Genomic DNA, 13,627 nt, shown 5'->3' with positions numbered 1-13,627 from the left:
GGATTTTATCGAAACAAGCCTCTGAGCGGCATATCGGAACCGGACTAAGGGGATGGTATGACGGGAGCTCCTGTTATAGAGCTAGAGTATAAGCACTGCGTAAGATGTTTTGCCGTACTTGATGAGATTAATATGGTGACATATTAATGAACCTGGGGTGGTACCGCGAGAATTTCGTCCCCAAGACCATAAGTCTTGGAGGTGAGGTTCTTTTTATTTTGCAGATTAAGCAGGCGGATATCACTTATAAACAGGAGGTAACACCAATGAACGAGGAACCGGAAGTATTAGCAGAGAGCTACATCGACAGATTGATTCAAGAAGAGCTGGGAGCAGGGACTTACAGTAGAGATATTTGCACGAGATTTCCACCTGAGCCTAACGGGTATCTGCATATTGGCAGTGCGTATGCTATTCACACGAACTATACGACTGCGAAAAAGTATGGCGGGAAGTTCCATTTGCGCTTTGATGACACCAATCCTTTAAAAGAGGATCTGGAGTATGTAAATGCCATCATCGAAGATATTCAATGGATGGGCTATCCACCGGACCATATTTTTTATGGATCAGATTATTCTGAGAAAATATACAATAGCGCAGTTACGTTAATCCGAAAAGGAAAGGCTTATGTCTGTGATTTATCACCTGAAGAGGTGACGGCTTATAGAGGGACACTTACGGAGCCGGGAAAAAACAGCCCATTCCGGGAGCGTTCTGTTGAAGAGAATTTGTGGTTATTTACGGAGATGAAAGATGGAGTTTATCCGACGGGAGCCAGAGTGTTGCGGGCTAAAATAGATATGAGCTCACCTAATATCAACTTACGTGATCCGGTGATTTACAGAATCATTCATGCGGAGCATTATAGAACGGGTAACGAATGGTGTATCTATCCGATGTATGATTTTGCCCATCCTATACAAGATGCTATCGAAGGGATTACGTATTCCTTATGCTCGATTGAATTTAAGGATCATCGGCCGCTCTATGAGTGGGTACTGAATGAGCTGGATACCCCTGAGGCTCCCAAGCAAAGAGAGTTTGGACGGGTGAACATCACCGGAGTTGTGACGAGTAAACGGTATATCAGACAGCTGGTTACAGGCCATTATGTGGACGGTTGGGATGACCCAAGACTTCCTACGCTTCGCGGTTTACGCAGAAGAGGTTTTACACCGGAGAGTATCCGGAATTTTGTGAAGGAAATTGGATTTGTCAGAAATAGCACCATTGTGGATATTGCCATGTTAGAGCATGCGCTTAGACAAGATTTGAAGGCAAAGGTTCCAAGTGTGATGGCTGTTCTTAAGCCTTTAAAAGTGGTCATTACTAATTATCCTGAGGATCATAATGAAGGGCTGACGATTGAGAATAACAGTGAAGATAAGTCACTTGGGGAAAGAGAGGTTCCTTTTTCACGAACCCTTTATATTGAACAAGAAGATTTCATGGAGGAGCCGCCAAAAGGTTATCACAGGCTGACTATGGGGAACGAGGTAAGGCTAAAGGGTGCTTATTTCATTAAATGCAACGAAGTAATCAAGGACGAAGTTACCGGAGAAATCCTAGAGCTTCGCTGCACCTATGATCCGAGAACGAAGAGCGGAAGCGGGTTTAATGAACGGAAGGTTAAGGCAACCATTCACTGGGTATCGGCAGATCATGCTATCAAAGCTGATGTTCATCTATATGAGCGGCTGCTGAAAGATAACGACGGTCCTAAAGAAGACGGTGAGCGCTGGGACGCGTATCTTAATCCGGATTCCTTGACGATCCTGAAGGATTGTTTGCTGGAGCCATCGATGGGCAACGCAACGCCAGAAGATAAATTTCAATTGATCCGGCATGGATTTTTCTGTGTGGATACGAAGTACACCACGGCAGATAAGCTGGTGCTGAATCGGATAGTACCGCTGAAGGACACATGGAAGAAAAATTCATAAGCAGCTTAAGCTAGGCGAAGATCGGGTAATTTCTGATCATCGTCTAGCTTTTTTTGTTATTGGTCATAAGTATTATAAGCAAATGAAAATTCCATATGAAACATATTTACATTTTTCAGAAATAAGCATATACTTTAAATATAAGTTGCACAGGGGAAACTTTCGTGTATATAGACAACTTTTTCAGGGCAAGAGGAGGAATCGAAATGCTCGAACAAACTTTAGTAGAACAACCACATATAAAACAACATAAGAACTCTGTTTCAGCACAAGCCGTACTTAACGGGGAGATCAAAGGGATTAAACGATTACTTCCTTTCCTAGGCCCAGCTTTTATCGCTGCAGTTGCTTATCTGGATCCGGGTAATTTTGCCACCAATATTACGGCAGGCTCCAAATATGGATATCTTTTATTGTGGGTGATCGTAGCCTCGAATCTAATGGCTGTATTAATCCAAGCGTTATCCGCCAAGCTGGGGATTGCGACAGGCAAGAACTTGCCTGAGATCGCTCATGATCGTTTTCCGAAGAGTGTATCTATCTTCTTATGGATTCAAAGTGAACTGGTGATTATAGCTACGGATCTGGCAGAGTTTATCGGGGCGGCATTAGGATTATATCTCTTATTTGATATTCCCATGCTGCCAGCAGCACTGATTACTGCGGTGGGTTCATTTGCTATCTTAGAGCTGCAACGCCGGGGATACCGCTCCCTTGAGGCAGGGATTGCCGCAATGATTCTTATAGTCGTATTAGCCTTCGCTTTTCAAGTTATTGTAGCTAAACCAGATATGGGAGCTGTTGCTGTAGGCATGTTTACACCGAAGTTTGAAGGGGTGGACAGCATCCTGTTGGCCGCAGGAATACTAGGTGCAACAGTGATGCCACATGCGATTTACCTGCATTCATCACTTACACAGAACCGTATCGTCGGGGTGAATGAATCGGAGAAAAAACAGATTTTCAAACTGGAATTTATAGATATTATAATTGCGATGATTATCGCAGGTGCAGTAAATATGGCTATGGTTATTGTCTCTGCGGCATTGTTTTTCAAAAATGGTCTCGTGGTTGAGGATCTGGATGTCGCGTTTCAACAATTTGGTCACTTAGCTGGACCAGTAACGGCAATCTCGTTTGGGTTAGGACTCCTCATTGCGGGACTGTCGAGTTCCTCCGTAGGAACTATGGCTGGTGATGTGGTTATGCAAGGCTTCATCAACAAAAGAATTAACCTGTACTTGCGCCGTGCGATTACCATCATTCCCCCACTAGCGATCATTGGTTTTGGTGTGAATCCAACGAAGGCACTCGTAATAAGTCAAGTGATTTTGTCCTTTGGGATTGCGTTCGCGTTGATTCCACTGGTTGTGTTTACAAGCAACCGCCAGATTATGGGCGGGTTAGTGAACCGCAAAATGACAGCCACTCTGGGCTGGATTATCTCCGGTCTGGTTGTATCGTTGAACTTGTTCTTGGTCTATCAAATGCTCGTATAAGGAAGCAGTCAAAAGAGCCCGACCCACAAATCTCCTCAGATCATACCTGAGAGATACATGGGTCGGGCTTTTTTTTGGAGTGTTGTTCCAGCCAGTTATTTAAAATAATCTGCTACGCCTTCGGCGATGGCTTTAGCTGCTTTTTTCTGATAGGAGGTCTTGCGGACAATGGACTCGTCTATAGGATTGGTAAGGAATCCAAGCTCGACCAAGGTAGCTGGAATCCGATTCTCCCTTAGGATGTGATAATCGCCAAAGGACAACCCGTTGCTCTTCAGACCGATGCCTTGCCCCAGCCGGGTCTCAATCGCCCGCGCGAGCTTCAAATCATCCGCTTCTGAATAAAAGAAGGTCAACGTTCCGGACACATTTTTAGGTGAAGAATTATAATGAACGCTTACAAAAGCGTCAGCACGCAAGGCTTGGCTCATCTGAACACGACGTGCTAACGTGGGCTTTTGATCGTCTCGGGTGCGAGTCATCTCTACCCGTGCTCCTTTAGCAACAAGAGCATCCCGGACATAAAGTGCAGTGTGCAGATTCAAATCCTTTTCCATGGTGTTATATGTAGTGCCGAGCATGCCCGGATCACTGCCGCCATGACCAGGATCGATGACGATCAGCTTTCCTCGTAGTCCGCCTTTATGCTGGACGGTGCTTATGCTGCTTATGCTGCTTGTACTGCTTGGTGTGCTTCCGCTTCGGATATATTGCTCTGCCACCCAACCAGTTTCACCGCTGGCTGTGCGAATTCGAGCCCAGCCGTTCTGATGAAGAAGGAGAGTGACTGTATCCTTGGCTTTTAAAGAACCGAGCACCTTATATTGTGTTCCTGGGCCACTTCGGATGCGTAGAGAATCAGCCGTGACTGTAGCCTTTGAAGTTCTACTAGAAGCATTGGCTGATGTTGACGAGGCAGTATTGGTTTTAGTAGCAATAGACGTTCCAGAAGCGCTGGATTGCAGGGAGTTGCTGTTCACCTTTTTTAGGTAATAACCCGCTACCCAGCCAGAGGTGCTCCCCGCCTTAACCTTTAACCATCCGTGCTGCTCATCAGTCACAGTAACCCGAGCCCCATTCTTAATTGATCCTACAACAGTTGCATTCTTAGCCGGTTCATCGCGTACATTTAAAGAACTCGCATATACCTGTGCGGTATAACTTCCTGCTGCTGTCTTTGCTTCAGCAGACTGTGGCGCTGCTATACCCAAAAGGCAAGCTGTGAGCAGGGTGACACCTATCATTTTGTTCATAGTATCCTCGCTTTTTGAGAGTAGTCGTAATTCCTTACCCAATTTACGAGGTTTAGAATAATATTTTTTGAGAATAAGGCCTCTTTTCTGGTGGTCTAAAGACTTGTATAATTATTACATATCGGGAAAGAGGATGAAGGAGCATTGCCGTGACTAAACCAAAGCTATTCATTGGATCTTCCAGGGAGTCTATACGTTATGCAAGAGCGATTCATGAGCAGCTGAAGAGGGATGCTGAAGTGCATCCTTGGTATGCCAACGCTTTTCGTGCGAATGAATACACCATGGAGGCGTTGGAGAGAAATTTGGATGAGAGCGATTTTGCCGTATTTGTGTTCTCGCCAGATGATGTCGCCAAAATACGTGGTAAATATTATTATGTGACCCGAGATAATACGGGGTTTGAAATGGGTTTGTTTTGGGCTAGATTGCGGCGCAGCCGTGTTTTTTGTCTAGTACCTGATCAGGTAACTGCGCGTGATGATCTGATCCCTGGAGAAAATGTAGAAGAATATCATCTGCTATCTGATTTAGCAGGAATTACATCGTTAGAGTATGAAGTGCATCACGATAATCCTACGGCTGCTGTGGATGTGAGCTGTGGTAAGATTATTGATAGTATTCAAGAGCGTGGAAGATTCCGTGACCCGCTTAAAGATTTAGAGCAGCTAAAGATGGATTTAAGGCGCAAGGAAAGTATCCTTCATTTTTTTTGGCAATATAATAGTAATGTGACCATCTCCGAGAATGGAGAGAAGTATCACGCACTTAGTGAGGCGATACGCAATTCCTTTTTACCTCCGAAGCATTGTCGTGTAATCGGTGCAGCCATCTGGCAGGCACAAGCGAAGGAACAACTAGTTCAGGTGGGGGGGAATGTCGGACGCGGTCACTCCTATCCCTTGTCTGTAACGAAAGGGAATGAGAAGCAGCCTAGTGTGGTAGATGCATTTTTATCGAGTAAATGGACTTTTTTTCAACGCACGGAAGTTGCAGAGGTATATATCCTATGCTATCCTCTAGGTAAGAAGTATGTTCTTTCCGTTCATTTCTCAGGAAGTGATGGATTATCTGCAGATGATCTTAAGGCGGTAGTTGGGAATAATCAGGATTTATTCCGTACCATCAATCATTTAGTAGGAGAGGATTCAGCATGAAGAGAATAAAAGGTATTAACAGCTTATCCGATGCTGTTCTCCGATCTGCGAGTGGTGGGAGCAGGAGTGCAGGCGGTGATGACAAAAGCACCAAAAGAAAAGCAGGCTCGAGTCATTCTGCTCAGCAGCCAGCTTCAGCTCAGATTTATACTGCACCTTCTTTGGACGGCGGAGACGACGAGTATAAGAAGCTTATCAGCGGAAAAGTAGATAATAATAAACCATCCTTTGCGTGATTTTTTTATAAAAAGGGGGCCTCAGCCATTGGCTTGAGGGCCCCTTTTTGGTATTCCATTCTAACGGTTGTTCTTCTTGGCGATCTCACGCCGTACGACAGGTGCAACCTCTGTTGCCAAAAGCTCAATGGCTTTGGCTACCTTAGCGTAAGGAAGGCCGCCGATATCGAGCTGAGTCATAAAGCGGCTATGACCGAACAGCTCATGCTGATAGAGAATTTTTTCGATAATTTGCTGCGGGCTGCCCACAGCCATCGTGTTATCAGCAGATACATATTGCCCAAAGTCATCACGAGACACCTTGTACTCTTGACCCGGCTTTGGACTGATAGAGTTACGGTAACTATAGTAGTAAGGGTAATATTCATCCAACGCCTGCTGTGAGGTTTCAGCAATGTAGCCGTGGCTAGTGATCGCAATCTTTAGATCCTCAGGTGCATGTCCTGCTTGAATTCCGGCACGCCGATAGGTTGCGGCAAGCTCTTGAAAAGGCTCTGGACTGCCGCTTAGGATGGCGATAGCCATTCCGGTCCCGAGCATCCCGGCCTTCTCCGCGCTTTCTGGAGAACCGCCTACACCAATCCAGAGTGGAAGATTCTCCTGTAATGGACGTGGAGCAATCTCCGAATCCTTCAGCGATGAACGGAAGGAGCCCTCCCAGTTCATAACTTCATGTTTGTTAAGCTCCAAGAGTAAATTGATATTCTCGGAGAATAGACGGTGATAATCTTCAAGCTCATACCCGAAGAGCGGAAAAGACTCCACAAACGCACCACGCCCCGCAATAATCTCTGCACGACCATTCGACAGCAAGTCCAGTGTGGCGAAATCCTCGAACACCCGCACAGGATCAATGGTGCTTAATACGGTTGTTGCGCTCGTTAGTTTAATTCTGCTAGTAACCTGAGAAATGGCAGCCAGTACGACTGGCACCGAAGAAATTACAAAATCAAGACGATGATGCTCACCTACACCAAATACATCAAGTCCCGCCTCATCTGCCAGCTTAGCTGCAGCTACAACTTCGTCGAGACGTTGTTTTGGACTGATCTTCTTCCCTGTATGACAATCCGCTACGATGTCTCCTAAGGTATAGATACCAAATTCAAAATCGGATGCTGGTGCTGCGGTTGCTTCGTTACTCATGCTCACAAACCCCTTGTTATTCATATATTTGCTAAAGCCTGTCCGTGTATGGAGGAATGTGATTATTATAACACAATGACTTACAAAATGTAAGTTTGTGAGTAAATGTTTTGATTTCTTCTGTTGTTTTTGACAAAATGGAATAATAATCCATAAGGGTTATATCCTGCTCGTCTGATGTTATTATATTTGATTTTAAGAATCTATCCAAATGAGGCAGTTACTTATATGAGGAGGAGTTTGGTGCCTGGGACATGACATGTATGTAGCCCAGACCGATGGGAAATTGGTTGCTATTGATCTAAACGGTATGATAATTGTGCAGATTAAAGGGACGTTAACTGCTTTCAAGGAGCCTCAGGCTCTAAAAATGAAATAATCGAATCTACAACGGCTCTCCGATAAACATCCGGCAGAGTCGTTTTTTAGTGGAATGATTCCACAATCCCCGTGCGAAAAATACAAATCTATTTTATGATAATAAGGTTATATGATGAGTAGACTGTAAGTTAACGAAATTACATAGAAGGACCGAGGGATATTATGGAACAGCAAGCGGTTTGGGCGATAGGCATTTTTCTGCTGATTTATGGACTTATTATTTCCGAAAAGATTCACCGTACCATTCTGGCGATGTTAGGAGCTATCGTCATGATAGCGATGGGCATTGTGAATCAGGAGACGGCACTGCAGCACATCGATTTTAATACTATAGGACTGCTTGTAGGGATGATGATGATTGTAGGGATTACCGCAGAGACGGGGCTCTTTAAATACGCAGCTGTGAAATCCGCTAAGTTGGCGAAGGGGAAGCCGAAAAGAATACTGATTGCTTTGTTTGTGATTACCGCAGTGGCTTCAGCCTTTTTGGATAATGTGACGACAGTGCTGCTTATGGTGCCAGTCACCTTCAGTATTACAAGACAACTGCGCATACATCCGCTGCCTTTTTTAATGTCACAAATTATCGCATCTAATGTAGGCGGAACGGCAACCTTGATCGGAGACCCGCCTAATATCATGATTGGCAGTGCTGTTAAGGAGCTGACCTTCATGGCTTTTATTAGCAATCTGACACCTGTGATTATCATCATTGTTTTGGCGTATATCCCGCTGCTGTTATTGATGTTCGGTAAACAAATTAAAACTACACCTGAATTGCAGCAGAGCATCATGGATATGGATGAGAAGGTTATGATTACGGATCATAAGCTGCTGCGAAAATGTCTGATCGTATTGGCAATTACGATTGCCGGGTTCTTTTTACATCAGGCGTTACATTTGGAGTCCGCTACAGTTGCACTGGCCGGTGCATTTTTACTGCTGCTGCTGACCGGAGGGGAACATATGCTGGAAAAAGCTTTTCACAGCGTGGAGTGGATTACGGTCTTCTTTTTTATCGGACTGTTCGTGTTGGTGTCAGGGCTTGTAGAGACAGGTGTGATTGCAGAGCTGGCAGCAAAAGCGATTGAAATAACGAATGGTGATGTGCTGATGAGCTCAATGATGATTTTATGGGTCAGCGCCATTACCTCAGCATTTCTGGATAACATTCCTTTTGTAGCAACTATGATCCCTCTGATTCAGGAGATGGGCAATATGGGGATCAGCAATTTGGAGCCGTTATGGTGGAGTTTGGCCTTAGGGGCTTGTCTGGGTGGCAATGGCACATTGATTGGTGCGAGTGCTAATTTGATCGTAGCGGGTTTGGCAGGTAAAGAGGGGTACCCGATTACGTTCATGAAGTATTTGAAGGTCGGTTTTCCTTTGATGCTGTTGTCCATTGTGATCTCCAGCGTGTATTTATATTTAAGATATCTGATGTAAGCAGCGTTACTAAGAGCCAGGGAGTAATATGCTTGAAGTGATATTTTGAAACGGCAGGTAGAAGTTGTGGAGGAAGTAGAAGGAGTAGAAGGAGTAGAGGAAGTAGAGGGAGTAGATGCAGGAGTATAAGTAACAAGTGGAGGCAAAATGCAGATGTTGAAGCGGTGAACATATGTTGAAGTGACGGTGGGAGCATATAAGTGTATTTTGTACAGTTATAACTCATCGAATAAATTGTCCCCAAAAAATAGCTGTATTCAGTACACTTATTTTCATGATTTCCTCAGCTAAAGGTGATTTTTCTGGATTTTAATTGTATAGAATACAGTTATATTCAGGACACCCCCTTTTTTATACGAAATAAGTGTACAGAATGCAACTAAATCAAAGATTTGATCTAGATTCGGCGATATAAAATATACGGGGGGATCCGGAGGAGTTATTCCGAGGTTTACCCAAAGTCGACTTAACGCTACGCAATGCAGATAATCAAGCAGGCAGTGATTCTCCAATATCTGGAGGCTCACTGCCTGCTTGTTTTTTACATTAGAAAGGGCTGCTTAAGGAGTATGACTTCCAAAATACTGGTAACTTCCTTTGGGATATTGATTCCACTCGCCCTCAAGTGAATACTGCTGTGATCCAGTGTATATACCAGATTTACGGACAATAGTTCCACCTGTGGAGAGGAATTGCTGATTAGAGGTAGGGTCACCGAGAACATCTACGATTTGGCCGTTTTTCTTCAGTACTAATGCTGTAATATTATATGTTTTTGGATTATATAGACTCAGCTCATCATTGTAATAGGAGATATTCATTAAATCAAATGCGTCCCCAAAAGTAGAATCTATAAACATATAAGGCATTGCTACAGATACAGGAAATAGTGGCCGGGAATAAACCTGTTTGGTTTGGGTGGCTTTCATAAATTGGTGGACTTCAAGGGTGTAACCTTCTGCTTTTCCTGCGGGATTACCATTTCCTTTATAGTACAGCTCAACTGCGATTCTGCCGTCACCGCCGTCCAGATACTCTGAGAAGAATAGCTCGGAGGTGCCCTGTGAAGCCACACTTATAGATAAAACAACCGCTTTGCCATCAGAACCTACTATCCATACCGTTCCTGGACTTGTAGGACCATTCCATATAGCTCCATTCAGAGTTGCAGGTGCGCTCAATGAACCTGTGCTGCTTTCTGTATACACTTTAAATTGACTCTGATTAGGAATCAGCTTGGAAATATCGAAGGAAATATTGGACACACCTTGCTTGGTGGTTATTGGCACAAAGCCGTTGTTTACAAGCTGGGCTGTAATCAAGGTGAAAGTTGAGGTGGTTGAACCTCCTTTATTATCCATTGCTGTGAGGGTCACTAAACCACTCGCTGAACTATTAGCTGCCGGAGTTACCGTTAGAGTGTTGCCATTAATACTAAGTGTACCAGCATTTACGTTATCTATAGAAGCTGAATAAGTAAGCATGTCATTGTCTGGATCTTGAAAAAGCTGGGCCAGATCAAATATACGTGGTGCCGTGATACCTGGTGTTAAGAGTTGAGTAGTGATTCCAGATATCGCAATTGGTGGCTGATTAGACGTTACAGTGAATACAAAAGTAGAAGTGTTAACGCCACCTTGGCCGTCCATTGCTGTTATTGTAATCATGGCCGTACCTGAATTGACCGGCACAAGGTTGAGATGATTCCCATTTACAGATACAGTGGCAACGCTAGCGTCAGAGGATGCAGCTGCGAATGTAAGCGGGTCGCCGTCCGGATCAATGAACACATTACTGATGTCGACGTTTTGGACACCGTTTGTGATCAGAGCAGATATTGGATCAATATTATTTTGCGCGACTGGTGCATGGTTCACCGGAGTCGGCGCCGGAGTAGGCTCAGGAGTCAGCACCGGAGTAGGACTAGGAGTCACTACCGGAGTAGGACTAGGAGTCGCTACGGGAGTAGGCTCAGGAGTCGCGACCGGAGTCGGACTAGGAGTGGCCACCGGAGTAGGCTCAGGAGTCGGCACCGGAGTAGGCTCAGGAGTCACTGCCGGAGTAGGGCTTGGAGGCGCGACTGGAGTAGGACTAGGAGTCACTGCCGGAGTAGGGCTCGGAGTAGGCGCCGGAGTAGGCTCAGGAGTCGCTACCGGAGTAGGACTAGGAGTCGGTGCCGGAGTAGGCTCAGGAGTCGGTGCCGGAGTAGGCTCAGGAGTCGGATCGCTCACGGCGTTAGCAGACGTGGACGAAGTATACACAGGAGCAACGGCTCCAGATGTATTTTGAACCGTTTGGATATTATTTTGAATGGCTGTGTAATTTGTTATGAAATGTGAAGGCAGACTGTTGCCAGGCAACTGCAGATTTTGAATAGACAAGGAGGGATCGATGGTGATCTTAGCGCCGCCTTCAACTATTTTTAAGGTTTGCAGGGAACCGCTACCATGAATAGTAACTGGAGTTATAGAATCCACAATGATCTGCCCAATTTGGTCCTGAAAAGTTATACTCGAAACGCCATTTTTAATCTTCAAATCACCGGTAACATTGCCTTTAATAACAACATCATTTCCAGAAATATTGAGCAAAGAACCGGAGGGTAAGCCGGAGGTATTTAGTTGAACCCCTTTTTGTACAATTTCAAGCTCTTGCAAACCATCTACATGACGATTCAAGGAATTGAACTTAAGGACAGCTCCTCTTAAAGCATCATGGTTGTTATCACCCATTAATTCTTTGAGTTTACCTTCAATGAGGTAAGGCGTGCCATTGATCGTTACGAAATCCCCATCTATACTGTCGATCGTTGCAGTTTGTTGTTCTTCTTTAAAAATATTCAGCAGAAAAGAAGCCATATCCTGCCGCTGAACAGTACCTTTGGGGCTGAACATATCTTCGGGAGAGTCTATAAGTTTAAGGCGTAATGCGACATCGGTATACTCTTTTGCCCAATTGCTAATTGTGGATTCGTCCTTAACCTTGTTGGCTTGTCCGCCTTGCGCTCCAGTTCCGCGGATGGCACGTACAAATATAACTGCAAGCTCTTCTCTAGTTACAGGTCTGGATGGATTAAAATTACCTGTAAGATCACCCTCCATAAATCCTGCCTTTTTAACAGCCTCAATAGCGGACACACTCCAACTGGAATCAGATACGTCTCTAAAGGAAGAAGCGGAGTTTACTGAGGAATCTAGCTTTAAGGTCTTCGCTAAAATGGCTGCCAGCTCTTGGCGAGTCATTGTCGCAGTGGGTCTGAATTGTCCGTTGGGATCGCCTTTAAGCAAGCCTAGACGAGCAGCCTCGAGGATTGCGGCACTTTTCGTCTGTTGTATTTCGGTTAAATCAGAGAACGGTGGAGTGATTTCAGCTGCAGATGCGTAGAGGGTACCACCGAACAAGGTGTTAAGGGCAACAAGTGTTGCTCCCCATTTTAATGATATGCTTTTCAAGCAAAAGCCCCTTCCTTAGAACCAATTTGTCATAAGCTTACTTCATTATATCGACGCAAAAGTTAGGTTTTTTAATACTTTCATCCTACTAAAAGTGATTTAATTCATTGCTTTTCTAACTTATGAACTAGAAATAACTCCACTTCTGTTCCATAAAAGGGCTTGTTTTTTGTTGACAGCTTATAAAATCGATGATATTTTAAATATTATAATTCCAATTGATTTACTTTGAATAATGATTGCCGACTGTTCCTACAGAGGTATTGCGAATGTAAAAACGCAATGCCTCTGTTTTTTTGTCCATACAGATTAAAGGAGGGGTCAAGGTGGGAGAAGCGTTGCTGTCTATTTCGAACCTAAATAAACGTTTTGAGTCTGCCGGTGGTCATGTTCAAGCACTCCATAATGTAGATCTCCATGTACAGGAGGGCGAATTTATTACAGTCATCGGCCCCAGCGGCTGTGGAAAAAGTACACTATTACGCATCGTAGCCGGTCTGGATAGCGGGTACACTGGCAGCGTCACCCTGGAAGGGGCGGAGATTGGGGGTCCTGGGATCGATAAGGGTTTTATTTTTCAGGAGCATCGCCTCTTTCCCTGGCTTACCGTTGAGAAGAATATTGCCTCTGATTTACCGCTAGGGAACAAGGAAGTCAGGCGGAAGGTCGATGAATTGATTGATCTGGTGAAGCTAAATGGATTTGAGAAATCTTATCCCCGCGAGTTGTCGGGAGGGATGGCCCAGCGGGTAGCAATAGCTCGTGCACTTCTGCGCAATCCAAAAATACTGCTGCTGGACGAACCGTTTGGTGCACTGGATGCATTCACTCGGGCCCATATGCAGACGGTATTGCTGGACATTTGGCGGGCTAACCAAACAACCATGATTTTTGTGACGCATGATATTGATGAGGCTGTGTTCTTGGGTAATCGGGTAGTGATTCTAGAGCCGCGTCCCGGGAAAATACGTAAAATTGTACCGATAGATTTACCGTATCCACGGAAAAAAACAACGACCTCCTTTCAAGAGCTGCGTTTGAAGGTGTTGAATTATTTTGAAAAGGTAGATGAGCTAGAGCTTACAGACGGAGCCGGAATATAAAATAGGTC

At 44.7% G+C, this 13,627-nt stretch carries 9 protein-coding genes and 1 other annotated feature (1 of these 10 cut by a window edge); of the genes, 6 read left to right on the top strand and 3 right to left on the bottom strand.

Annotated elements, in window-relative coordinates; translation table 11 throughout:
- Positions 1-185: a binding site (T-box leader), on the top strand; it begins 76 nt to the left of the window's first position.
- 81 nt (positions 186-266) lie between these two features.
- A complete protein-coding gene (locus MKX34_RS28565) occupies positions 267-1,946 on the top strand; it encodes a glutamine--tRNA ligase/YqeY domain fusion protein (protein ID WP_076296883.1) in 1,680 nt (559 codons plus the stop codon).
- A 206-nt stretch (positions 1,947-2,152) separates the two neighbouring features.
- On the top strand, positions 2,153-3,445 hold the full coding sequence (locus MKX34_RS28560) for an Nramp family divalent metal transporter (RefSeq protein ID WP_051491117.1): 1,293 nt from the start codon (positions 2,153-2,155) through the stop codon (positions 3,443-3,445).
- Positions 3,446-3,540: 95 nt separating this feature from the next.
- On the opposite strand, the gene MKX34_RS28555 is transcribed toward MKX34_RS28560, so the two are convergent.
- Positions 3,541-4,698 (bottom strand): N-acetylmuramoyl-L-alanine amidase, encoded by a 1,158-nt coding sequence (locus MKX34_RS28555; RefSeq protein WP_076296871.1) that lies wholly within the window; start codon positions 4,696-4,698, stop codon positions 3,541-3,543.
- A 149-nt stretch (positions 4,699-4,847) separates the two neighbouring features.
- Between MKX34_RS28555 and MKX34_RS28550 the strand changes: the two genes are divergently transcribed.
- Positions 4,848-5,855: a TIR domain-containing protein gene (locus MKX34_RS28550; protein WP_170914300.1), complete on the top strand. Its 1,008-nt coding sequence runs from the start codon at positions 4,848-4,850 to the stop codon at positions 5,853-5,855.
- The gene (locus tag MKX34_RS28545) at positions 5,852-6,091 is read left to right on the top strand and encodes a hypothetical protein (RefSeq protein WP_036680302.1); all 240 of its coding nucleotides are present in this window, start codon (positions 5,852-5,854) and stop codon (positions 6,089-6,091) included. The genes MKX34_RS28550 and MKX34_RS28545 overlap by 4 nt, the downstream gene beginning before the upstream one ends.
- Positions 6,092-6,151: 60 nt before the next feature.
- Here the strand turns inward: MKX34_RS28545 and MKX34_RS28540 are convergent, their stop codons facing one another.
- Positions 6,152-7,237, bottom strand: a complete 1,086-nt coding sequence (locus MKX34_RS28540; protein ID WP_076296870.1) for an LLM class flavin-dependent oxidoreductase — start codon at positions 7,235-7,237, stop codon at positions 6,152-6,154.
- A 543-nt stretch (positions 7,238-7,780) separates the two neighbouring features.
- On the opposite strand from MKX34_RS28540, the gene MKX34_RS28535 reads away from it, so the two are divergent.
- Positions 7,781-9,064: an ArsB/NhaD family transporter gene (locus MKX34_RS28535; protein ID WP_076099947.1), complete on the top strand. Its 1,284-nt coding sequence runs from the start codon at positions 7,781-7,783 to the stop codon at positions 9,062-9,064.
- A 560-nt stretch (positions 9,065-9,624) separates the two neighbouring features.
- Here MKX34_RS28535 and MKX34_RS28530 read toward each other — a convergent pair.
- Positions 9,625-12,516 (bottom strand): S-layer homology domain-containing protein, encoded by a 2,892-nt coding sequence (locus MKX34_RS28530; protein ID WP_339203941.1) that lies wholly within the window; start codon positions 12,514-12,516, stop codon positions 9,625-9,627.
- A 326-nt stretch (positions 12,517-12,842) separates the two neighbouring features.
- Here MKX34_RS28530 and MKX34_RS28525 point away from each other — a divergent pair, with 326 nt between their 5' ends.
- Entirely contained in the window at positions 12,843-13,619 is a 777-nt protein-coding gene (locus MKX34_RS28525) for an ABC transporter ATP-binding protein (RefSeq protein WP_036680296.1), read from the top strand.
- Positions 13,620-13,627 lie beyond the last annotated feature (8 nt).

Source organism: Paenibacillus sp. FSL R5-0636, from assembly GCF_037974255.1.
GTDB lineage: Bacteria > Bacillota > Bacilli > Paenibacillales > Paenibacillaceae > Paenibacillus_AQ > Paenibacillus_AQ odorifer.
This window is presented reverse-complemented; position numbering and strand designations above follow the sequence as displayed.